Raw genomic sequence first — 21219 nt, 5'->3', positions numbered from 1 at the left:
TTAAGCTAACTTTAATTTAATAAGTCATGCGGGGTAACTATGTTCACCAAGCTACCGTGGTTGTTATTGTTCTGGATATTCAGTTTCGCAGCAGAAGCGGCTTGCGAACGGATCCGCATTAATGGCGAGCATAATTGGTTTGATGTGTCTTTTAGAGAAAACTCGCAAGCCCCATTGCAAGGGTTAGCCGTAGAGTTAGCTAATCAAGTATTTGCCGATGTAGGTATCAAGGTTGACTACCAAGCAATGGTGCCTTGGAAGCGGCAATTTTTGCAGCTAGAGACGGGTGATTTAGATTTAATTATTGCTGCTTTTTATAACCAAGAGCGTGGTGAAAAGTTTATATTCAGCGAAACGATAGGCGTAGAATACAGCAGCGCGTTTATTCGTAAAGACCAAGCCCTTAACTATAACGATGTAACAAGCCTGATGGGTAAACGGGGTTTGCAAATATTGGGCAGTAGTTTTGGAGATCAGTTTGACAGTTATGCAGGACAACATCTTACTATTTCGGAAATGCCTGATTTAGACCGAGCATTAAAGCTGGTAGCACTGCAACGGGCTGATTACTTGTTGTATGCCACGCATGGGGGCAGGTTGAAAATTGCTAATACAGAGTATGCCGATTTGTTGGTGGATATGCAGCCCAGTATCAGTCGACAACTAATTTATATGGTGATGTCTAAATCGTCTCCTTGTGTAGACCATTTACAGGATATAAATAGGGCTATAAGGCGTCACCGAGATGATTTTTAGCTGTTATTTAGCCAATAAAAAAAGCAAGCTGTAATAGCTTGCTTTTTGGTACCTATAGAGAAGAATGTTTAGCCTTCTTCTATTTCCTCTAACTTCGTTGAACCACCGTGATGAACTTCGCGGCGGCGCTGAATCATGGCGTAGAAACCCGGTATTAAAAAGGTGCCCACTAATAATACACACAGTAAGCCGCCGACCAAGGAAATACCCAGAGAGTTTTGGCTAATATGACCCGCGCCATTAGCTAACACCAGTGGGATCATGCCGAAGATGAATGACCAAGAGGTCATGTTTACTGCCCTAAATCGTAAGGTGCCTCCCGTTACAGCGGCTTGATCAATGGGCATTTGTTTGTCTTCGCGTTGCATACGAGCAAATTCAACAATTAGAATGGCATTTTTAGCCGCCAGGGCAATCAGCAGCACTAATCCTATCTGCGCATATAGATTCATAGGTAAGCCCGCTAAAGCAAGGGCCACATAAGATCCTAGGGTTGCCACTGGCACCACCAAAATAATCGCGAGCGGAATGGTCCAGCTTTCATATTGGGCCACCATAAATAAGTAGATGAATAGCAACGCCAAAGCAAAGGCAAAAATGGCCATATTGCCCGCTTGGATCTCTTGATAAGCCAAGCCTGTCCATTCAAATTGGTAACCATTGGGTAGCTCTGCAGCAGCAATGCGCTCCATTGCCGCAATGGCGTCACCCGACGAGTAACCAAGAGCTGGCTGGCCTTGCAGCACTGCACTGCGGTAAAGGTTATAGCGCCACGCTACATCTGGAGCAAATTGTTGTTCAATGCTAACCAACGTACTTAAAGGCACCATGTCGCCACTGGCGCTGCGAACATGAAATTGCCCAAGGTTATCTAAGCGACTGCGGTATTCGTCTTCGGCTTGCATGGTTACGCGGAAGTTTTTACCGTAAAGGGTAAAGTCGTTTACGTATAACGAGCCCAAATTGGCCTGCAACGTGGTAAATAAATCACCTAATGGAATACCTAGTTGCTTAGCTTTACTGCGGTCTATGTCTACATAAAAATGTGGCACGTCGGCGCGGAAGGTACTAAAGGCACTGCCAATCTCTGGCGCTTGATTAGCTTTGATGGTGATGTCTTGCATTACTTTGGCTAATTCACTACGCGAGCGGCCTAAGCCGTCTTGTAGCACAAACTCAAAACCCGATGCCGTGCCCATTCCGGGTACCGCTGGTGGACCAAAAGTGAAGATTTGAGCGTCTTGAATCGTCACAAAGGCTTGTTGATTAATCCGTTGGCTAATCGCAAACGAGGAATGGTCGCCCGCTAAGGCATTTCGCTCATCCCAATGTTTTAGCTTGATAAACATGGTGGCCGCGTTTGATTGAATAGCGCCGGCCAATAAACCATAACCATTGGCTAAGGTTACGGCTTCTACGCCCGGTTCTTGCTCAACAATGTTGGCTAGGCGCTCAGACACTTCAGCGGTGCGGCTTAGCGAAGCCGAGTCTGGCAATTGCACATTAGCCAGCAATACGCCTTTATCTTCTTGCGGTACAAAGGCTTTTGAGGTGTTTTGGTCCATCCAAACTACCGCTGCCATGGCTAAACAGAAGAACAGTACCAAGGCTGAACTACGCCTAACTAACATACCAGCAGCTTGGCCATAACGCTGGGTAACCGCCACTAAACCACGGTTAAACAAGGCAAACCAGCGAGCTTGCTTTTGCTTGCCCCGTTTTAATACTAACGAGCAAATAGCGGGTGATAAGGTGAGGGCATTAATTGATGAGATGACCACCGAAATACAAATAGTAATCGCAAATTGGCGGTACATTACTCCGGTAATCCCCGGTAGCATGGCTACTGGTAAGAATACCGCCAGCAATACTAAGGTTGAGGAGACGATCGGTCCTGTCACTTCGCGCATGGCTTTCAAAGTGGCTTGGCGCGGGCTTAGTTCGGGGTGAGCGGTGAGTTTACTGTCAACATTTTCAATCACCAGAATGGCGTCATCAACCACAATGCCAATCGCTAAAATTAAACCAAATAGGGTGATGGTATTAATGGTAAAGCCAGTGGCTAGCATTATTGCAAAAGTACCAATGAGTGATACCGGAATCGCCACCACGGGAATCAGGGTTGAGCGCCAGCTACCAAGGAATATATAGGTGACTAAAATAACCAGTAGTACCGCTTCAATAAGGGTTTTAATTACGCCTTTTACTGACTCAGAGACAAACAAGGTGGTGTCGTAGGCTATCTCATAATCCATTTTCTCTGGCATGTTACGCTTTAACTGCTCGAGCAGCGTCATAACGGCTTCGCCACTTTCTAGCGCGTTGGCGCCAGTTTGCAGCGATAGAATCACCGAGATCGACGGCTGGCCTCTAAATTCGCTAAAAGCCGAATAACCAAGCTTACCTAGCTCTACCCGAGCCACATCTTTTAAGTAAACCTTTGATCCATCAGCATGGGCGATCAGTAAGATGTTCTCAAAGTCTTCTACGGTGTCTAAACGGCCTTTGGTTAGCAGGCTAAACTGTACATCGTTAGCGGCGTCATAAGGCGGCGCACCAATAGAGCCTACCGCAACTTGCACGTTTTGCTCTGCCAAACTCCCACGAATATCACTGGTTGTAAGGCCAAGGTTAGCCAGTTTTAATGGGTCTAGCCAAACACGCATCGAGTATTCGGCTGAGCTGATAACACGAACGTCACTGATGCCCTTAACTCGCGCCAACTGATCTTCAACATTGAGAGTGACGTAGTTGTTTAAAAAAGTATCGTCGTAATGACCGTCTGGTGAAAAGAAGTTAAGCACCATCAATAAGTCAGGTGAACGCTTACGCACTGTTACGCCTACCTGGCGCACCTCTGGTGGGAGTTTAGATTCGATTTGGGTGACCCGGTTTTGCACGTTAATTTGTGCCATGTCGGGGTCGGTACCAATATCAAAGGTCACGGTTAATGAGTAAGAACCATCATTTGCACTTTTGGAGTTCATGTACAACATGTCTTCCACGCCGTTTACCGAACTTTCAATCACTTCGGCTACTGCTTCTTCTACAGTTTCGGCACTGGCGCCGGTGTAGTAGGCCGTTACGCTCACCGACGGTGGGCTAATTTGCGGGTATTCTGCTACGGGCAACACCATCAAGGCGATGGCGCCAGCTAAAGACAGCAAAATAGAGATGACCAAAGCAAACTTTGGTCGTTGAATAAAAAAGCGACTTAGCATGGTGTTTTCCTATTATCCGGCCTGTGGTTCAACAACTTGAACCGGAACGCCTTGGCGTATGCGTTGCAATCCGGCGGTAATCACTTGTTCATCACCTTTTAAGCCTGTGGTAATCACTACACCTTGCTCAAGCACTGGGCCAATGCTGACATTGCGTCGCTCGGCAGTACCTTGCTCACTCACTAGCATCACAAATTCACCCTCTAAGTCACTTTGTACCGCTCTACGAGGGATAACTAAGGCTGATACAGAGGCGTGGCTGGTGAGCTGCACTTCGACATATTGGCCCGGCAGTAATTGCTGTTGCTGGTTGGCAAACTTAGCGCTGATGCCAATGGTGCCGGTATTTAAGTCGATTCGGTTATCAATGAAATCTAATTGCCCCTTGTGGGCGTAAATGCGTTCATCACTAATTTTTAACTGCACTATTGCTGTTTCTGTTTGGGCACTAGAGTGGGCGTCTACTTGGTCTAAGCCCATGTTTAAGCGCTCTCGCTCAGAGACTTTAAAGCTGGCACGAATTGGATTTAGGCTAACCAAATTGGTTAAACGCCCGTTGCTGTTAGCAATTAAGTCACCTTGACTCACTTCGCTTTGACCTATGCGACCATCAAATGGCGCGACAATACGGGTATGTTTTAAATCAACTAAGCTAGCGCTGAGTAGCGCCTCGGCCGCTTCAAGTTGCGCTTCGCTAGAGAGCTTCTCTGCGGTTAAACGATCATATTCAGATTGGCTGATGTTTTTTTGTGGTAACAGCCTACTAGCACGCTGCCAGTTTATTTGCGCATTGGTTAAGTTGGCTTTGGTTTGGGCAAGAGAGGCTTTAGCTTGCGCTACAGCGGCTTGATAGCGGGTTGGGTCAATATCGTAAAGAACTTGACCTTGTTTGACCATTTGTCCATCTTCAAAGTATCTTTCAAGTAAGTAACCACTTACTTGCGCGCGAATATCAACGTCCTTGTAGGCTTCAATACGGCCAATGAATTGTTGAGACGGCGCATAAAAAATGCTTTTTACTGATTCTGTATTTACTAAGCTCGCCGCTGGCCGCGAAGTAGGTACATCGGCTGAATTACAAGCGCTAAGTAGCAGTAGCCCAGAGATTATGGCTACCCATTTAAGACGGGGAAAAAACATTAACACTATCCTCAAACTATACAAACTGCTGAACTCGTTGTCGAAAGAGTGCCAAATACTCCCTGCAATTTGTAAAGTTGGCGGATGCTAACTAGAACGCTATCCTTGCGAAACGCCTCTTTAGACGTCAAAATTATTTTAGTAATTATTAAAATATTTTAAGGCGCTCAATATACACCGTAACCGGTTAAACTTAGCCTCAGAAATTGCGATGCATAGCATCGGTTATTTTCGCCAGAATTGAGGTTTGGTTTATATAGGCTTTGTGTTTATTTTGGTTAAAGGGGCTACTTAGGCAGTGATCTAGTGGCATGCAGACAAACACCTTTAAATAAACACAACATCAATTTGCGCTTTACTATATTATCTAGCCGCATTGTCAAACAGCAGAGGTTTTTATGGCACGTCAAGTTACGTATAAGTACAAAAAACAAGTGAAAGTCATTAGCTTTTCTTTCGATAAATATCACGATATGTATGAAGCAGCGGCGGCTGCGGAAGGGGTAGATATTTCAAACTTTTTAGAGATGGAAAAACAATTGTCCATGTCTACGCGGGACAAAGCCACCATAAAGCAGTATAGAGAGTTAAGCTTTACCCGTATGGGCTTTAGCCACATTCGTTTCCTTAAAGATGAAGAGCAAGAGCAACTAAAAAGCGAAAACAACTAAAGAAAGTTTGCTTGAAAGCGCTTTTTGCATATACCACGCTGGTATGTGTTTGAATAATGCTTATGGTGATCATATCACCTAATTTGAGCATTATTCATGACAGAGTCAGCCCATTTCTTTGCCTTGGTGGAGCAATTTTCCCAGCTTCCACAGGTAGAGGCCATTTTATTAGCGGGATCTCGAGCCACCGGTTTAGCAGATGAGCATTCAGACTACGATGTTTATATCTATCTTAACGCTCCTTTAGATGTTTCCACACGGCAAGGGATATGCGACCAATATTGCCAATACATGGAATTAAATAATCAATTTTGGGAGACCGAAGATGATGGCGTATTGCTTGATGGAATCGACATTGAGTTGATTTATCGTGACTTGGCCTTTTTAGAAACAGAATTGCAGGCAGTTGTAGAGCAACATCAAGCCAAGGTAGGATACAGCACGTGTTTTTGGGCTAATTTGCTAAGCTCGAAGGTATTGTATGATGCTAAGGGGAGGGCCAAACAGCTACAACAACGCTTCTCGGTAGTTTATCCAAGCCCGCTACAACAAGCCGTTATCGATAAAAACTTTCCTTTATTAATTAGCCAGATCCCCGCCTATTATTATCAGCTAGAAAAGGCCTTGAAACGCCAAGATAGGGTGAGTGTAAATCATCGTTGTGCCGAATTTTTGGCGAGTTATTTTGACATTCTTTTTGCTGTGAACGCGGTACCGCACCCTGGCGAAAAACGTATGTTGCAATACGCTGAGTCACAGTGTGCTATCCGCCCGGCTAATCTAGTCAAGAATGTTAATTTGCTACTAAGCCAAATAGGCCAAGCGCAATCTAGTTTACTAGATACCCTAAAAGAGCTAGTTGAAGGGCTTCAACAATGCATACAGCAAGAGACGGGTTTTACTCTACCGGGCAACTAGCCTGGCAAAGCATTGGGCGGGGCCACTGGTGAGTTATTGTTGGTTGGTTGGAATAACAGTTTGCCGCTTTTCTTTGCTTAGGTTGATCTCACACTATTGATTTAATTAATTTTAATGTGAAGATAAGGCACTGTAAAAAATAAAAACAAGGATGTATAGATGTTAACTGGTTTAGGGCGAGTTCTCGCGGTAACGGCTTTGCTTGTCCCATCTGGCTTGTCTTTAGCCAGTACAGAGCGAGTTGTCCCTTATGTGGTGGGCGGAGAAGATGCCTCTCAAGGTGAGTATCCATGGATGACACAGCTTAAAGCTGGCAGCAGTTATTGTGGTGCGGTGTTGATCAACGAACAATGGGTGCTTAGTGCTGCTCATTGTACTTTTGATCAGTATTTTGCGGGCCATCATGTTCAACCTTCAGCCATCAAGCTTAAAATAGGCGATGATGTATTTTCTTATCTAGATAATGACGGCGAGCGCGTTAGCGAAGTTTGTCAGCACCCAGATTACGTTGATTTTTCCGACAACCACGTTGACCGAGTTACCGGTGACAATGATCTGGTATTGCTGCGCTTAACGCAAGCCAGCAGCGTTACTCCTATTTCGTTTAACCAAAAAGCCGTTTTTGACGACTATAGCCCCGGTTTTGGTATGCGAGTGATTGGTTTCGGCAGGGTGAATAACGATCCCGATAATCCTGAGTATTTGGACAACTTACAACAAGCCGACTTATTCCTAACGGCTCAAGCAGCTTGTGAGGATGTCTACGGAAGTGATCTATTAAGTGCACAAATGTTTTGTGCCGATAGCCCAGTGGCAGACTCATGTTCGGGTGACAGTGGCGGCCCATTGTTGATTGATGAAGGTTCGCAATACAAACTTGCTGGCATTGTCAGCTGGGGCACCAGCAGTTGTGCTGGTGCGCCCGGTGTATATGCTGATGTTGGTCAGTTAGCCCCGTGGATAAATCAAGTGATTAACGCCAATGCGGAAGAGCGTTTAGACGCCAACTTGTGTTCGCAAAGAGAAGCGCTCGCACGGCCTGAAAGCGCCGGTGGCGCCTTGGGCGGTATTGGTTTAATTGCTTTATTGTTACTTGGTAGAGTGCGCCGATCTTAAATTGTTAGCTTATCATTGAGTTAGACAAAGATTGTTGCAATGTGTTTTTTGCGTAAAAATTATTCATGCATAGGTGAGCGTTTTCTGGTAGATTACGCCCGCATTTTTAATGCCGCTAACAAGCTGTCTCATGGAATGCTGCAATGCAGTTGAGAGCGTCCACCCCATGGATTGGGCCAGCAATTTGGACGAACATTTTTGCTTGTTAATGAGAATCTTATGCAAAGTATATTTGCCGACATTGTAGGCTTACTCGGTACTGCCCTTGTGGTTGGTGCGTTCTTCCTTTTACAGTTGGAGCGTTTAAACCCAAAACAACTTTCCTATAACCTAATGAACTTAAGTGGAGCAATATTGCTGCTCATTAGTTTATGCATTAACTTTAATCTAGCCAGCTTTATTATCGAGCTATTCTGGATTGGCGCATCGGTGGTAGGCATCGTTAAGTACCTTAAAAGAGAACCGGCAATTGCCTAAATAGTTACCACTATTAGTGCTAGGTATAAGAACTATTGTTGTGTTTAAGGGCAATAGTTCTTTTTATTATTCTGCATTTTTCTATCGCTTAACACCTAGCTGTTACTTTCCCTTCTAATCAAGCCACAATGCTGGCGCTAAGCCAAAACATCAACCTTAGACTTCATTCGCTATAACAAGTAATGCGCAAATTACCTTTATCATTAGCTCAGTGAGCAGTGGCGAAAATATAGACGTTCCCTCAAGGCCATGTTTTTCACTGGTTAAGTTTAATACTCGACGTCGGTCAGCTTAAATAGTTGATATGCGAGTTATATTGACCTAAAGCAATATAAAACCCCAATAATTGATGCTAAATGTGATCCTATTTTTATAGGGAAAGCACATAGATGAAACACTTGGTTCTTGCTGTTATGAGTTTTGCACTTCTGTTTGGCTGCGGTGGGGGAGGCGGTGAATCAGGTACAACAAGCTACTCAACCGCTGAAAAAGTCGCCAATAAACCTACTGTCCCGGTATTTTCCCCTTGGGGAGCATCTGAAGTCCCTACTAGTTCCTGTGGTCAAGGCACCTTATGGATGGACTGTGACACCGCTGACACACCTTACGCGATGGTTTGGGTTAATCGTGAAAGCCACGGAATGAACAGTGGTGGTAAAACAAATGTGGCGAGCCCTTTAAGTGGCATGAGTTCTGAACAAATACAGCGCTACACCACAGATGCAAATACCCTGTTTATCGTAGCGCCTATGTGGAATTATTGGTTTGAGCAGTGGAATACCTTAGATCCAAATACGTCATATTACATGGATGAACTTTTCCAACCACATGAAAATGGTGATGACCTTTGGGGGCGCGCCTATAACCTCAATATCCTTGATAGCAACCTACATGATGGCTTGGTTGAGAAAGCGCTGAATATTCAAGCCGATGGTGGAAACGGCGTGTTATTTGACTGGTGGCATAATGGTGCTGACGGGCGCGGCTCTGGGGATGAAGACGATCTGTTCACCGATGAAGAGGTTGAGCAGGCTCGCGTTGATATTGCACGAAAAATACGAGAAGCGGTGAATGATGACTTCATCATTATGGGCAATACAAACTGGGCCGTTAATGACCCTTCAGCGGAATACCTATCTGGCGTATTCCTAGAGTTGTGGAAACCAACAACCGATAGTCACTACCCTACCTATAAGGTTGATGGCCCCAATTCAATCGAAGAAATGGAAGCTGTTATTGAGTATTGGAATGGAAGTCTCAGTGGGTTAAAAGTGATTGCGCTAGAACCGTGGAACATAGGGGGTTATGAAGAGCGTTTAAGTGATGACAACATTCAGCTAGCCGCACTGTTTACAGCAATGGCATTGGTCATTGCAGACAATGGCTACATCTTGTATCCCGACCAAAATATTCACTCACACGAGTATTACGACATTTTTCATACAGACTTGGGTAAACCCACTGGAGAACGAGTTGAAGTATCGGAAGGCATCAGTTACAAAGCGTTTGAAAAAGGTTACGCCATTTTTAACCGAACTGATGTTGCATCAACCTTCGTCATCAATGAAGAGAATATATCTATAGAGGGACTGACAGGTCTCTTTATAAGCAACTAGATGACAGACAATCAGCCAATACTAAGCCATCGCCAAGCAAATAGCGTCGGTGGCTTATTATCAATGCAACAGCTATTAGGCAAACGATACAAAAAGTGAGTAAAGACCAACAGCTCCCAACCCCCTGTTTTATGGGAAGGTTTTGCCTTACCTCATCCAGTTAATAAACGAAACGCTTGCCGATGAACGGCTAGGGATCCCCATTCGCCGATTTCAACTTACTGAATAATTTTCAGTCCATTCGGGTAATAAAGGTTTGCTCGTCATCCACAAAAGCCACAAAGCCGCCGCAATAGATAAACACCCGACCACGCCCCACAACGAGGCAGGCAAGCTGTGGGTTCAACTCTTCTTCGTTATCCTTGCTTTGAAACGTGCCGGTATCGGTGATTACGCCGCTGAGTGTAGGCAAATATCCATAAGTGCGCTTGGCTTGATCAATCAGGTTTAATTCGCTAGCGGTAGAGAAGCAAAAGGGGATCGCACCGGCGTCTTCGATAAATATAGTTTTCAGTTCTTCAAAAGCTGTAATCACCAGCCAGTCGATGCCGTTAACATGATGGATAAACATAGGGTTTCTCGGTAATTCTGATGCGGATATTTTATCACTATCAGGGGCCGAACGTAGTAGAGATTTAGTTGCTAAAGGCGGTAATTCTGAGCCGTTTACAGACATTCACTAGGTTAACTTGAAACACGCTTTTGTCCAGAAGTGGGCTAGGGGCTACTGACTCGTTTATGCCCCATCACGCGTTACCGCTCCCTCAAAACTACTCTTAATAAACCTATGTACCCTTAATTTTTCTACTTTAGTGGACAAAACGCTGTGATTTTACACAGTGCTTTTGCAATTCCTACTTTCTGCAAGTGATTGCATACTTTCATGCTGATGTTTTTGTTATTTTTAGAGCTAGGTGGCTGATAAAGCTTAGGAAAGGTGATAACCTTGTTTTTATCAAATGTATGATAAGAGGAAAAATTCCTTGTTTAAACAAGGAATTTTTCCTCTTAATAAGTTGTTAGCCATCACAGGGAAAATAGCGGTGCAATCAGATACCTTTTCACAATTTGTCGCTAAGTGGGCCAGCAAAGATTCCGGAGCTCCTGTCGAGAAGAGCGCCATCGTTTCGCTTGAAGAAGATTTCGGAATAAAGCTGCCGGCTGACTACGTAGAATTCGTTACCAGGTATGGCTTGCCACATACGCCGGCTCTACTGGATGCCATAACTGATCTAGAACTCGACATTTTTGATATTCAACAGTTTGAGCAAGTCGAATCTGTACGTGAGGCTACTTTGGCTTATGAGAATGCTGGTATGCCTAAAGGCTACATGGTTTTTGCGAGCGACTGCATGGGCAACCCATTTCTGTTTAAGCGAAATGAGTGCTGCGATGGGAATGTCACTTCTGTTTTGGTTTTCGACCATGACTTTGCGTCAGTCGAAGTAGTAGCAGCTTCATTTCGCGAGTGGTTGGAAATGTACACGGCGGTTGAAAGTGCTGGCTAACAAGGCAAATCAGCAAGCACTCGTCGCTGCGCTCCTCGCGTGGACAAAGGCCACAACGCGGCGAGCCGCTGGCCTTTGCCCCTGTTTGCGGCGTTATGTGCCATAAGGAGTCTTGAGCTGATGCAGGTTAAGAAAGAAGTACCGGAGCAGATAAAAGGCTGGAACTGGGGTGCATTCATTTTTTGTTGTATTTGGGGGGTTCGCTTTAGAACTTATCGTTCACTTTGGGTTTTGGTGCCATTTGTAAACATAATCATGCCATTTGTTTTGGGTTTTAAAGGTAATGAATGGGCTTGGGAAAACAATCAATGGAGTAGTATTGAAGAGTTTAAAAGCTCTCAAAGAAGGTGGTCTGTATCGGCAGGTATATTGTTTGTTGGATCCTTTATTTATGTGGCAGCACTTTCTTTTCCTGTATTTAAAGCTTTTAATGAATCAGGTGCAACTATATTGGCACTGAGTACTCTAGAGAAATCAGAAGCCATTCAAAAAAATATAGGAGTTCCTTTTAGCGTCGATTTAATTGAAGGCAGTATCAAGGAATACAAACCATCTGATTCAGCTCCAATGCAGCAACTCCCCCCTGATTCTGCTCATATGCAATACGACATCGCTGGTGAACTTGGATATGGTGTATTAGAGTTCAAGGCTGAACTAAAAAATGGCGTCTGGAGTTTAACCTGCTTAAAAGTTACTTATTTGCCAGATGAGCAGTTAAACATTTTAGTGCCATGTGAAATAAGCACATAACGAATAAGAATAGGTGTCGCAAGCTCCAAATTATTGCACAAAAACACTACACAAAATGAGCGCCTGAGTGAGCCGTTATAACACCTAAATTCTGAACCTTAGTTGTGGTAATCGAAGACTCAGTTTTTGGTGGGATCTTGAGGCTGGAAAAGGCAACTATACATTTAGATTCGGTGCTTTGTTATACGTTTTATGACTTGCTGGGTTAGTTGCTATGTATACAGAATTGGTTGCACAAATACTTACGGTGCTTTTTATTGTTAATTGGCTTGGGCTTGGGGTTCTATCGGTTTTTTGTGGTAATCCCGTTAGTGCTAAGTCGCAGCGGTTCTTTGCAACTACTCCCAAAAGAATGGTGAAGTACTGGATAAGAGAAGACAAACAGCGGTTAGCTATGTGGTTACTTAGAACCTCATACCTTTATGCTGCACTCTGGGTAATTATTGGGGTAAAGGTTGGAGGTAAAACGGCACAAGGCAGGAGTTACAGGAAATTATGTTAACCAAGATTGGTTAAGTTCCGGTGTTATAACGAATAAGAATAGGTGTCGCGCAGCCGACACCTTATTCGGGTGTTGAACAAGCCCGATGCTCCCTTCTATAGTAAATAACGGTGTTGATGTTGGCGGGGCCAAGGCCTTGTTAGTTTTCGCAAGGCGAGTTTGGCTAAGACGGGGTGAATGGCGTTAAGCCCTTACCCGTCTGGCGTAGTGCTAAGTGGTTATTTTTTGTGTTTTCATCCTCATGGTAAGCCCTGCCATTATCTTTATACTGTTCGCCTTTCGGCTAGCTCGTTCGGCTTATGCCTGTGCAGTGCATGGGATGTTGGCAGCAAGGGCATGGCCGGGTCGCGTCGCGTTGTTGTCGGTTTGGATCGCGATAAGTATTGCAGCAACAGCAGCCCAATGTAAAAAGCCCAGCGTCATAAACCACACAAAGATGACTAGCCAAGCCTTTGTATTTTTTGATAAGTTTGTTGATAGAACGAATATTGGTGGGGATGGTGCCATGGTAAATAGGCACATCTCTCGAATTATCAACACAATAAGCGACATCAGTGGTTTCTTTGTGAACATCTAGTCCAATAAAAAACGTGCTAGATGTAGACATGTTTATCTCCGGTTCTGTTAAGACTTTGCATCTAACAGTGTGGCTCTAGTTTGACTAACCCACGATAAACGCAGGAGGTCGGCACTTTCACCTGAGGATCATTATGTCTAGAAGCCACGGAAGAATATGTTTAATAGCGAACAAAAGCGGTTAAAGAGGGCACTTGAACGCCTTCACTGCAACTTGTACCCCACGCTTTCCTCGGAATATGGCCACAAGGTTCAGTATTCCCTTGAACAAGTTCAACATGTCGCGGCAAAGGCTGAACTGGACGAGTCACTTATTCCGAGTGCCATTGCGCTGTTCTGCTTCACTCTTGAAGATCTGGAATCTGATGCTGAACCCGAGTCAGGGTATGAGCTTTATCTAGAGCTCAGGCGTGAAATCAATACAGTCGCCGTTGAGCTTGGGTTGGCTACAATTCGTGGTGAGGGAGAGTACAGTGGAGCCCCCTCAATTGAGGCTTATTCAACCGGCGGCGCTGGCTATCCTTCGGACGGAGGCTCATTTGATGGTGGCGGCGGTGACAGTGGCTTCTAACAAGGCTAATCAGCAAGCACTCGTCGCTGCGCTCCTCGCGTGGACAAAAGGCCACAACGCGGCGAGCCGCCTTTGCCCCTGTTTACAGCGTTACACGTCTTAGAAGCATTGAGGTAGAACTTGGATTATTTATATTTTTTGTTGCCGATAGTTGGAGGTCTTGGTTCGTTTGTACATTGGTATCGACACAGCCCCAAGCTTCCAACATACGATGCTTTAGGTGAGTTTTCAGGAGAAAAGTTCTTTGGCTTTGTTCGAGTTGATGATGAACCACAACCAGTACATTTTATTGTTGGTGAAACACAGCTAGGAATTATTGGTGGCTTCCCAAGCTTCAGCTTATTACTTGACATACATGAATTAGAGTTTACTAAAAAACGCTATTTGTTTGGATATAAAGTAAAAATCATTTCTCATGACTTTTATACTCATCATCTTTTTACAGAGTTAATTGTATCCGCCAGGGTTGCCAAAAAGCTTGAGATATATTCAAATGGAAAACTAGCTTGTTGAAAAAACGTATAACAAGTTGCGCAAATTCACTCCGGCCGCTGAAAAGCGCAGCCTCGCGGGACTGGCTTCGCAAGCCGTGAAATTGCAATCGAGGATGGTGGGTTATCCAATTAGATATATATGATGTGTTTGGTGGTGAATCGGCTTCTGGTAACCCTTGTGGTGTATTAGAGCTTGATAGTTGGCTTTCTGATGAAGAGTTACAGAAAATAACGTGTGAAGCAGGGCTACCGGTTACCTCTTTTGTTATAAAAATTAATGGACAATTTCACATTCGCTGGTTTGCACTGGATGGAGAAATTAACCTATGCGGACATGGAAGCTTAGGGGCTGGTGCTGCAATCATCTCTAAGTACAAACTCGATAGTGTACTTTTTAGTAGCAAATACGGGGACGTCTCAATTGCTAAAAAGAACGATGTATACACTCTTGAGTTGCCTAGCTGGAAAGGTGAAACATGTAGCGTTCCACCAGAAATATCGCACTTAGCTGCTGATGCTATTGAGGTGTTTTCAACTCGAGACTTAGTTTTAGTCTTACCTTCTATAGAATCTGTAAGACGTTTTCAGCCTGATCAAATGCGCTTTAAACAGCTTAGCAAGTACCATGCTTTAATCGTGACAGCTGCGAATGGTGAAAATGGGTATGTCTTAAGGTATTTCGCGCCCAAAATTGGTATACCTGAAGATCTGGCAACTGGTTCAGCTCAATGCTCTTTAGCTCCATATTGGTTTGACAGGCTTGACTCAGATTCACTTCATGTACATCAACTTTCGTCGTCAGGTGGTTATTTTGGCGTACGGCGTATTTCAGGTGATTCAATTGCGTTGTTAGCAAATGCAAAGCTACGACAATTAGCCATTTAACAAATAAGAATAGGTGTCGCGCAGCCGACACCTTATTCGGGTGTTGAACAAGCCCGATGCTCCCTTCTATAGTAAATTACGGTGTTGATGTTGGCGGGGCCAAGGCCTTGTTAGTTTTCGCAAGGCGAGTTTGGCTAAGACGGGGTCAACGGCGTTAAGCCCTTACCCGTTTGGCGTAGTGCTAAGTTGTTATTTTGTGTGTTTTTTCATCCTCGCGTTAAGCCCTGCCATTCTCCTTATACTGTTCACCTTTCACCTTTCGCCTTTCGCCTTTCGCCTTTCGGCTAGCTCGTTCGGCTAAGGCCAGTGCAGTGCATGGGGTGTTGGCAGCAAGGGCATGGCCGGGTCGCGTTGTTGTCGGTTTGGATCGCGATAAGTATTGCAGCAACAGCAGCCCAATGTAAAAAGCCCTGCGTCATAAACCACACAAAGATGACTAGCCAAGCCTTTGTATTTTTTGATAAGTTTGTTGATAGAACGAACATTGGTGGGAATGGTGCCGTGGAACACAGGCTCATCTCTCGAATTATCAACACAATAAGCGGCATCTTTGGTTTCTTTGTGAACATCTAGTCCTATGAAAAATGTGCTAGATGTAGACATGTCGAGCTCCTGTTCTGTTATGACTTGCATCTAACAGTGTGGCGCTAGTTTGACTAACCCACGATAAACGCAGGAGGTCGGCACTTTCACTAGGGGATCATTATGTCTACTAGGCAAAGATGATTAACCTGAATAAGTACTACTCAATTTTAATGTCGCTGTCTTTAGTATCAGTTGCATGTATTTATTATTGGTCAATAAAATATCATTTTTCTGCTGGTAATCCTGGTAGGCACGAGCTTCTTGAAGGAGAGGCAATGTTGATGCTTTTTACTTCACCAGCTTGGTTGGGCCTAATAGGAATATCGGTATTGGGTATTCATCTACTATCAAGAAAATATTTGGTTTTCTACCCTTAATGTTGGTAGCTTTACCATTGGCTATAAGGGCACTACTAAATGCCCAGTAACAAGTTTATGAACCGCAGCCCAAAGACCTGCACTTCGTGCAGTGGGCTTGGACTCAATCACGCTGGCGCGCAATTTCGCCGGTTATAAAAGCGTTAGCTTTTATCTGTAGAGTCGTCAAATATACGGAAATGTATGAAGATTATTAGATCTCTTTTATTGCTTACCCTAATGGCAACTTCATTTGGGGCTTTCGCGAATTCAGACCAATTACTTGGAGCTTGGAAGTGTGGGTCAGTATTGCCTGTTTCATGGCTCGACGCACTAAGTCTTTATTCACCTGATGGTAGTTTTAAAGGGGTGGCAAACTCAATCACTGAAACGGATGCTACGGGTGGTATTGTGGAGTTTGACTTATATGTTGATGGTTCATGGTCTTTAGACAACAAAAAATTAACCACGGATATAACAAATATTGATGTTATCCCGAAGAACTCACAGGCTGAGAAAGAACTCAAAATAATAAGAGATGCTGTAAACCAACCATCGTTATTGCATTCTGAGCAAGAAGTTATAGTCCTAACCAATGATACTTTGAAAACAAAAAATAAAGATGGGGTTGTGGATAGCTGTAGACGCGTAATATCAGCATCTGCACTTAAAAATAAAAGCTAACAAACGCTTTAAATCTTATTCGCAAACGCGTGCCGAACTCGCTTCGCTCAAACATGGCACACGTTCACTCACAGTTTAAGCGGGCGCTGGAGGATCCCCTCATAAATCTTTGAGTCCCGCAGAGTGCTTCAACCCGCGAAACGCGTTAATTGCCCAGCGTATTCGCTGCTCTGTTATCACATATTCAGATCTTCGCCGTATTTCTTTGCCTAACCTTACAACAGATAAAACCGCCCGTTTTCGCATGGTATTTGCCTACTTAATTAGTAAAACATCTTTAAGCGGCTTGTGGCATAACCTTGCTTGGTAAGCTGTTGGGTGGGTAACGCCGCTAAAATTTATATCGGTATTTCTGATTGGTTTGGCCATGATTATCGCTGGCAGTGTGGTCGGAAGCCAAAAAGCGCATCACATGGCGTACAAATGCTGCCCAAACAGATAAAAGCTTTGTATGCTAGTGTTATTAAAAGCTAGGTGTTTACTTATATGAATCAAATACATCCTCAATTAGCACCACTGTGTCAATATCTTGAGCAGCAGTTATTAGGTAAACCTAAAGCGCTGCGCTTAGCGTTGAGTTGTTTATTGGCCTCTGGCCATTTATTGATTGAAGACTTACCCGGCGCGGGTAAAACCAGTTTAGCTAAGTGGTTGGCCGCCGGCTTTGGTTTAAGCTTTCAGCGGATCCAATTTACCAGTGACCTATTGCCTGCTGACATTATTGGTGTATCGGTTTTTGAGCCACCCACGCAGCAGTTTCGCTTTCATCCTGGGCCCATTTTTAATCACTTGGTCTTAGCCGACGAATTGAACCGCGCCAGCCCGCGTACCCAAAGCGCGTTATTAGAAGCGATGGAAGAGCAGCAAGTGAGTACCGATGGCCAAAGTTATCCATTGGAATCTCCCTTTTTTGTCATCGCTACGCAAAACCCGCGTGAGCAACTGGGCACCTTTGATTTACCTGAATCGCAGTTAGATCGCTTCGCTATGCGTTTAAGCATTGGCTTTCCTGACCTTAAATCTGAATTGGCGATGTTGAAACGACCTAAACACACCGCAAGTTCGCTGGTTGCCTTACCTATTGAACAATTATTGCAACTGCAACACGCCGCAGAACAGCTGCATTGTAGTGATGCTTTATTAGATTATCTGTTGCGTTTAATTCACTGTAGCCGCGTATTAGAGGGGGCAAACCCTTTATCACCACGCTGTAGTTTAACCCTATTGGCGTGTGCTAAAGCGTGGGCGTTTTTGCATCATCAACAGCATGTTTCGCCTGAAGATGTGCAAGCGGTATTTAGTGCAGTGAGTGCCCACCGTTTAGGCCGCGGTGATAGCGGCGAAGCCTATGCAAAGCAAATTTTGGCCGATGTCGACCCCTATGGCGATTTGAGCTAAACATGAAGGTACCTGGCTTAACAACATTGAAGCAATGGCAAGGTTTACGCACTCAAGCCTGGTTAGCGCGGCGTATTCCTGCTAGCAGCAGCTTGACGCTGCACCGTAAAAACCTGTTTATTTTACCCAGTCGCTTTGGCTGGAGTTTTCTGATTGGCTTAATTGTTATGCTGATGATGGGAAGCAACTATCAAAATAACCTCATTCTAGCCTTAGCGTTGTGGCTGTTAGCGCTGTGGCTGCTGTGTTTACTGTTATGTCATCAAAACCTTTCGGGCTGTAGGGTGAGTGTTGTGCAGCGGCCTGAAGGTCAATGCGATAGGCCCTTACGTTTGTTATTGTCTTTAGAAAAACCAAACGGCCAGTGGCCTAATGCCGTTACCGCCACACTTAAACTGTGGCCAAACGAGCAGGCTAGCCAGCATTTAGATGGGCAAATAGCTGTAGATTTAGCCGTGAGTAAACGGGGGCGAGTGGCATTACCGCGTATCGCTATTGCCAGTGTTTTCCCTTTAGGGTTGTTTCGCTGTTGGACGGTGGCCGATTTTAACAGTGAAGTGATTGCTTACCCTGCGCCACTCGCTGGTTATATATGTCCTGCTCAAGAGCGATCCGAAGAACATGATATTGAACAAGGCGCTAATGACAACCAGCAACAAAGTGAGTTTGCAGGGCTAAAGGCTTATCGAGCTGGAGAGCGTAAAAGCTTATTGGCGTGGAAGCAATTTGCCGCTGGTCGCGGTTTACAATCTAAGGCGTTTACCGGAAACCCAGGGCTAGATTTACATTTAACTGATCGGCTACACAGTGGCTTGAATTACGAGCAAAGCTTGTCGGTGCTAACATTTTGGGTTCGTCAACTAGCACAACAGCAACAAAGCTTTAGTTTACAGGTGGGAGCGCAACAACTGGCAACCGGTAGCGGCGTGGCGCATCAACGGCAAGCCTTAAGTTTATTAGCAGAGGCTCCGTACTTGCGATGAATAATCTTAGTGCTGCGCATATTCGTTTGTCGCTGTTGTGTTATTTGGCCACGGCATTAGTGTTATTGCCGCAGTTGCCATGGCTGCTGGTATTGGTTGGCGCGCTGGCTGGCTGGTGGCGTTTACGGGTCGTTAAAGGTTTAGCCTCGCTACCTAAACCTCGTTGGGTTAAGTTGTTACTGGTTAGCTTAATTGCCCTCACGCTGTGGTTAAGCCGCTCGGTGGAGTTATTCGATAAGCTGGTTAGCTTAGTGATGCTAGGTTATAGCCTAAAATACATTGAATTACATAAGCGCCGTGACGTAGAAATATTCGCCTTAACCGGTCTCTTTTTATTGGCGTTCTCGTTGGTGTTTTCCAGCCGCCCCTTAGCCGCGCTGATCGTGTCGGCAGTGGCATTTATGCACTTACTATTACTATTAAGTTTAGATGTTAAGCTTAATGCCACTTGGCTTAAGAAGTTAGCAATATGGGTTTTGGCCATTGCTCCCTTAGCAGTGGCGTTGTTTGTGGTGGCACCACGCTTAGCCCCTTTATGGAAAATGCCCACCCCGAGCAGCGCCCAAACGGGTTTATCTGATGTGGTTCGTCCCGGTGATATTAGCCAGCTTATTCGTTCTGACAAGTTAGTATTTCGGGCTGAGTTTAGCCGTGCGCCAAAGCGCGATGCGCTTTATTGGCGAGCGATGGTATTAGACATGTTTGACGGCGAGCAATGGACACGCAGTCAACTGGCTCAGCAAAACATCGCTTTTAAGCCTGATAACGCGACTGCCATTAATCAGTACCAGTTGTTACTGGAACCCGCCAACCAAGCTTGGCTGGCCACCTTAACCCCTAGTCAGCTGCGTAGCGGTGGGGCAAACTATAAGGCGGATAAAAGCTGGCAGCGCAGCGGTGAAAGTTTTCCTCGGCAAATTCTTAACTTCACTCAGTTTCAAGCCGCGAATGAGCAAGAGCCTAATCCAGCGGCAGCAGAGTTACATTTTTTAAGTCGCTTGCCGCAGGGGATTACGCCAGAGGTAGTCGCCTTAAGTGAACAGTTTAATCAAGGCCTTGACTCTCGCTCCGCCGGCTATGCCGAACAGGCCATGAGCAGAGTTGAAGCTTGGTTTTTGGGACAACAATTCTCCTATACCTTAAACCCTCCGGCTTATCCTGGCTTGCAGGGAATAGATCGCTTCTTACTGGAACAGCAAAGAGGTTTTTGCGTGCACTACGCGCAGAGTGTTGTGGTATTAGCGCGGTTGCAAGGCATTCCGGCCCGCATGGTGACCGGCTTTTTAGGTGGCGAGTGGGAGCAAGCCGATCAGCTTATAGCGGTGCGTAATTATGACGCACATGCTTGGATGGAGTATTGGAACGGTAAGCGTTGGATACGCTTAGATCCTACCGCATGGATTGCGCCTGACAGGGTAGAGCGTAGCTTGCAACAAAGCCAAGCTACCGCCCAACAGTGGCAAAATATCAGCTCTTGGGGTCAACGGCTTTGGCATTCACAAGGTTTGAATGAACTTAGGCTGTGGATGGCTCAAGCAGATTACTGGTGGGCTAAATGGGTGCTTAACTTTGACCAAGATCGCCAGCTTAGCTTGTTTTCGCAATTGCTGGCTTGGCTACCGGGTACCTCTTTGTTGATGCTAACAGGAGCAATGTTACTACTTGGCGTAATGACGAGCGCTTTACTGTTGGCTAAACCTTGGTTATGGCGGGTGCCAAGCAAATACGTTTTAGCCTTAAAGTGGCAATGCTGGTGGCTTGCTCGACATGGCATCTCCCGCGAGAAAGGTGAGAGTTTGGCGGCATTTTCTGAGCGTGTTGAGCGGCAAGTCCCGCAGCGATCTAGCGCCTTAAAACTCGCCATATTGCGTTATAACCAACAGCGTTATCAGCGCTGAGCGGCAGTATTATCCGCTTCTGAAACTCAATTAACCTAGTGGTCTCTCTAGTGAGTAAAAATAACAACACATTTGGTTATTTTTACTTAAAAATGCTGTTTATTTTGCTTTTTT

General features: G+C 45.0%; 20 protein-coding genes. 15 read left to right on the top strand and 5 right to left on the bottom strand.

Annotation, left to right across the window (positions count from 1 at the left end; genetic code table 11):
- Positions 1-39: 39 nt before the first annotated feature.
- On the top strand, positions 40-756 hold the full coding sequence (locus ACVFI8_RS05445; protein WP_457873280.1) for a substrate-binding periplasmic protein: 717 nt from the start codon (positions 40-42) through the stop codon (positions 754-756).
- Positions 757-824: 68 nt separating this feature from the next.
- Here ACVFI8_RS05445 and ACVFI8_RS05440 read toward each other — a convergent pair whose 3' ends face one another.
- Together ACVFI8_RS05440 and ACVFI8_RS05435 are read right to left on the bottom strand one after the other, a co-directional pair.
- Positions 825-3977, bottom strand: a complete 3153-nt coding sequence (locus tag ACVFI8_RS05440; protein ID WP_457873279.1) for an efflux RND transporter permease subunit — start codon at positions 3975-3977, stop codon at positions 825-827.
- A 12-nt stretch (positions 3978-3989) separates the two neighbouring features.
- Positions 3990-5117: an efflux RND transporter periplasmic adaptor subunit gene (locus tag ACVFI8_RS05435; RefSeq protein WP_457873278.1), complete on the bottom strand. Its 1128-nt coding sequence runs from the start codon at positions 5115-5117 to the stop codon at positions 3990-3992.
- 398 nt (positions 5118-5515) lie between these two features.
- Between ACVFI8_RS05435 and ACVFI8_RS05430 the strand changes: the two genes are divergently transcribed.
- The 5 genes from ACVFI8_RS05430 to ACVFI8_RS05410 all read left to right on the top strand — a co-directional run bounded on the left by ACVFI8_RS05430 (position 5516) and on the right by ACVFI8_RS05410 (position 9915).
- On the top strand, positions 5516-5788 hold the full coding sequence (locus tag ACVFI8_RS05430; RefSeq protein ID WP_248714484.1) for a DUF2960 domain-containing protein: 273 nt from the start codon (positions 5516-5518) through the stop codon (positions 5786-5788).
- 96 nt (positions 5789-5884) lie between these two features.
- Positions 5885-6706 (top strand): DUF4037 domain-containing protein, encoded by an 822-nt coding sequence (locus ACVFI8_RS05425; protein WP_457873277.1) that lies wholly within the window; start codon positions 5885-5887, stop codon positions 6704-6706.
- A gap of 159 nt (positions 6707-6865) precedes the next feature.
- Entirely contained in the window at positions 6866-7822 is a 957-nt protein-coding gene (locus ACVFI8_RS05420) for a S1 family peptidase (RefSeq protein WP_457873276.1), read from the top strand.
- Between the two features lie 219 nt (positions 7823-8041).
- Entirely contained in the window at positions 8042-8299 is a 258-nt protein-coding gene (locus ACVFI8_RS05415; RefSeq protein ID WP_248714487.1) for a CBU_0592 family membrane protein, read from the top strand.
- A gap of 389 nt (positions 8300-8688) precedes the next feature.
- On the top strand, positions 8689-9915 hold the full coding sequence (locus ACVFI8_RS05410; RefSeq protein WP_457873275.1) for a hypothetical protein: 1227 nt from the start codon (positions 8689-8691) through the stop codon (positions 9913-9915).
- 232 nt (positions 9916-10147) lie between these two features.
- Here ACVFI8_RS05410 and ACVFI8_RS05405 read toward each other — a convergent pair whose 3' ends face one another.
- A complete protein-coding gene (locus ACVFI8_RS05405) occupies positions 10148-10486 on the bottom strand; it encodes a cytosolic protein (protein ID WP_457873809.1) in 339 nt (112 codons plus the stop codon).
- Positions 10487-10898: 412 nt separating this feature from the next.
- Between ACVFI8_RS05405 and ACVFI8_RS05400 the strand changes: the two genes are divergently transcribed.
- On the top strand, positions 10899-11423 hold the full coding sequence (locus ACVFI8_RS05400) for an SMI1/KNR4 family protein (RefSeq protein WP_457873274.1): 525 nt from the start codon (positions 10899-10901) through the stop codon (positions 11421-11423).
- Between the two features lie 120 nt (positions 11424-11543).
- Positions 11544-12173 (top strand): hypothetical protein, encoded by a 630-nt coding sequence (locus ACVFI8_RS05395; RefSeq protein WP_457873273.1) that lies wholly within the window; start codon positions 11544-11546, stop codon positions 12171-12173.
- A 785-nt stretch (positions 12174-12958) separates the two neighbouring features.
- Here the strand turns inward: ACVFI8_RS05395 and ACVFI8_RS05390 are convergent.
- Positions 12959-13282, bottom strand: coding sequence for a hypothetical protein (locus tag ACVFI8_RS05390; protein ID WP_457873272.1), 324 nt, complete (start codon positions 13280-13282; stop codon positions 12959-12961).
- A 126-nt stretch (positions 13283-13408) separates the two neighbouring features.
- On the opposite strand from ACVFI8_RS05390, the gene ACVFI8_RS05385 reads away from it, so the two are divergent.
- The 3 genes from ACVFI8_RS05385 to ACVFI8_RS05375 all read left to right on the top strand — a co-directional run bounded on the left by ACVFI8_RS05385 (position 13409) and on the right by ACVFI8_RS05375 (position 15201).
- Positions 13409-13822, top strand: a complete 414-nt coding sequence (locus ACVFI8_RS05385) for a DUF6559 family protein (RefSeq protein ID WP_457873271.1) — start codon at positions 13409-13411, stop codon at positions 13820-13822.
- 120 nt (positions 13823-13942) lie between these two features.
- The gene (locus ACVFI8_RS05380; RefSeq protein ID WP_457873270.1) at positions 13943-14335 is read left to right on the top strand and encodes a hypothetical protein; all 393 of its coding nucleotides are present in this window, start codon (positions 13943-13945) and stop codon (positions 14333-14335) included.
- Positions 14336-14460: 125 nt separating this feature from the next.
- Positions 14461-15201, top strand: coding sequence for a PhzF family phenazine biosynthesis protein (locus ACVFI8_RS05375; RefSeq protein ID WP_248714492.1), 741 nt, complete (start codon positions 14461-14463; stop codon positions 15199-15201).
- Between the two features lie 297 nt (positions 15202-15498).
- On the opposite strand, the gene ACVFI8_RS05370 is transcribed toward ACVFI8_RS05375, so the two are convergent.
- Positions 15499-15804, bottom strand: a complete 306-nt coding sequence (locus ACVFI8_RS05370; protein ID WP_457873269.1) for a hypothetical protein — start codon at positions 15802-15804, stop codon at positions 15499-15501.
- Positions 15805-16346: 542 nt separating this feature from the next.
- Here ACVFI8_RS05370 and ACVFI8_RS05365 point away from each other — a divergent pair.
- The 4 genes from ACVFI8_RS05365 to ACVFI8_RS05350 all read left to right on the top strand — a co-directional run bounded on the left by ACVFI8_RS05365 (position 16347) and on the right by ACVFI8_RS05350 (position 21105).
- Complete coding sequence (locus ACVFI8_RS05365) at positions 16347-16826, top strand: hypothetical protein (protein ID WP_457873268.1); 480 nt, start codon at positions 16347-16349, stop codon at positions 16824-16826.
- Between the two features lie 486 nt (positions 16827-17312).
- The gene (locus ACVFI8_RS05360) at positions 17313-18224 is read left to right on the top strand and encodes an AAA family ATPase (RefSeq protein WP_248714493.1); all 912 of its coding nucleotides are present in this window, start codon (positions 17313-17315) and stop codon (positions 18222-18224) included.
- A 2-nt stretch (positions 18225-18226) separates the two neighbouring features.
- Complete coding sequence (locus ACVFI8_RS05355; RefSeq protein ID WP_457873267.1) at positions 18227-19207, top strand: hypothetical protein; 981 nt, start codon at positions 18227-18229, stop codon at positions 19205-19207.
- Positions 19204-21105, top strand: coding sequence for a transglutaminase family protein (locus tag ACVFI8_RS05350; protein ID WP_457873266.1), 1902 nt, complete (start codon positions 19204-19206; stop codon positions 21103-21105). The genes ACVFI8_RS05355 and ACVFI8_RS05350 overlap by 4 nt, the downstream gene beginning before the upstream one ends.
- The last annotated feature ends 114 nt before the right edge of the window (positions 21106-21219 follow it).

Source organism: Agarivorans sp. MS3-6 (assembly GCF_054112545.1).
This window is presented reverse-complemented; position numbering and strand designations above follow the sequence as displayed.

What these genes read in the sequence shown, in the direction of transcription:
- ACVFI8_RS05440 (WP_457873279.1), bottom strand. Translation starts at nt 3,977, where the DNA reads ATGCTAAGTCGCTTTTTTATTCAACGACCAAAGTTTGCTTTGGTCATC.
- ACVFI8_RS05415 (WP_248714487.1), top strand. Translation starts at nt 8,042, where the DNA reads ATGCAAAGTATATTTGCCGACATTGTAGGCTTACTCGGTACTGCCCTT.
- ACVFI8_RS05445 (WP_457873280.1), top strand. Translation starts at nt 40, where the DNA reads ATGTTCACCAAGCTACCGTGGTTGTTATTGTTCTGGATATTCAGTTTC.
- ACVFI8_RS05435 (WP_457873278.1), bottom strand. Translation starts at nt 5,117, where the DNA reads ATGTTTTTTCCCCGTCTTAAATGGGTAGCCATAATCTCTGGGCTACTG.
- ACVFI8_RS05405 (WP_457873809.1), bottom strand. Translation starts at nt 10,486, where the DNA reads ATGTTTATCCATCATGTTAACGGCATCGACTGGCTGGTGATTACAGCT.
- ACVFI8_RS05410 (WP_457873275.1), top strand. Translation starts at nt 8,689, where the DNA reads ATGAAACACTTGGTTCTTGCTGTTATGAGTTTTGCACTTCTGTTTGGC.
- ACVFI8_RS05350 (WP_457873266.1), top strand. Translation starts at nt 19,204, where the DNA reads ATGAATAATCTTAGTGCTGCGCATATTCGTTTGTCGCTGTTGTGTTAT.
- ACVFI8_RS05385 (WP_457873271.1), top strand. Translation starts at nt 13,409, where the DNA reads ATGTTTAATAGCGAACAAAAGCGGTTAAAGAGGGCACTTGAACGCCTT.
- ACVFI8_RS05395 (WP_457873273.1), top strand. Translation starts at nt 11,544, where the DNA reads ATGCAGGTTAAGAAAGAAGTACCGGAGCAGATAAAAGGCTGGAACTGG.
- ACVFI8_RS05360 (WP_248714493.1), top strand. Translation starts at nt 17,313, where the DNA reads ATGAATCAAATACATCCTCAATTAGCACCACTGTGTCAATATCTTGAG.
- ACVFI8_RS05430 (WP_248714484.1), top strand. Translation starts at nt 5,516, where the DNA reads ATGGCACGTCAAGTTACGTATAAGTACAAAAAACAAGTGAAAGTCATT.
- ACVFI8_RS05370 (WP_457873269.1), bottom strand. Translation starts at nt 15,804, where the DNA reads ATGTCTACATCTAGCACATTTTTCATAGGACTAGATGTTCACAAAGAA.
- ACVFI8_RS05365 (WP_457873268.1), top strand. Translation starts at nt 16,347, where the DNA reads ATGAAGATTATTAGATCTCTTTTATTGCTTACCCTAATGGCAACTTCA.
- ACVFI8_RS05420 (WP_457873276.1), top strand. Translation starts at nt 6,866, where the DNA reads ATGTTAACTGGTTTAGGGCGAGTTCTCGCGGTAACGGCTTTGCTTGTC.
- ACVFI8_RS05425 (WP_457873277.1), top strand. Translation starts at nt 5,885, where the DNA reads ATGACAGAGTCAGCCCATTTCTTTGCCTTGGTGGAGCAATTTTCCCAG.
- ACVFI8_RS05355 (WP_457873267.1), top strand. Translation starts at nt 18,227, where the DNA reads ATGAAGGTACCTGGCTTAACAACATTGAAGCAATGGCAAGGTTTACGC.
- ACVFI8_RS05390 (WP_457873272.1), bottom strand. Translation starts at nt 13,282, where the DNA reads ATGTCTACATCTAGCACGTTTTTTATTGGACTAGATGTTCACAAAGAA.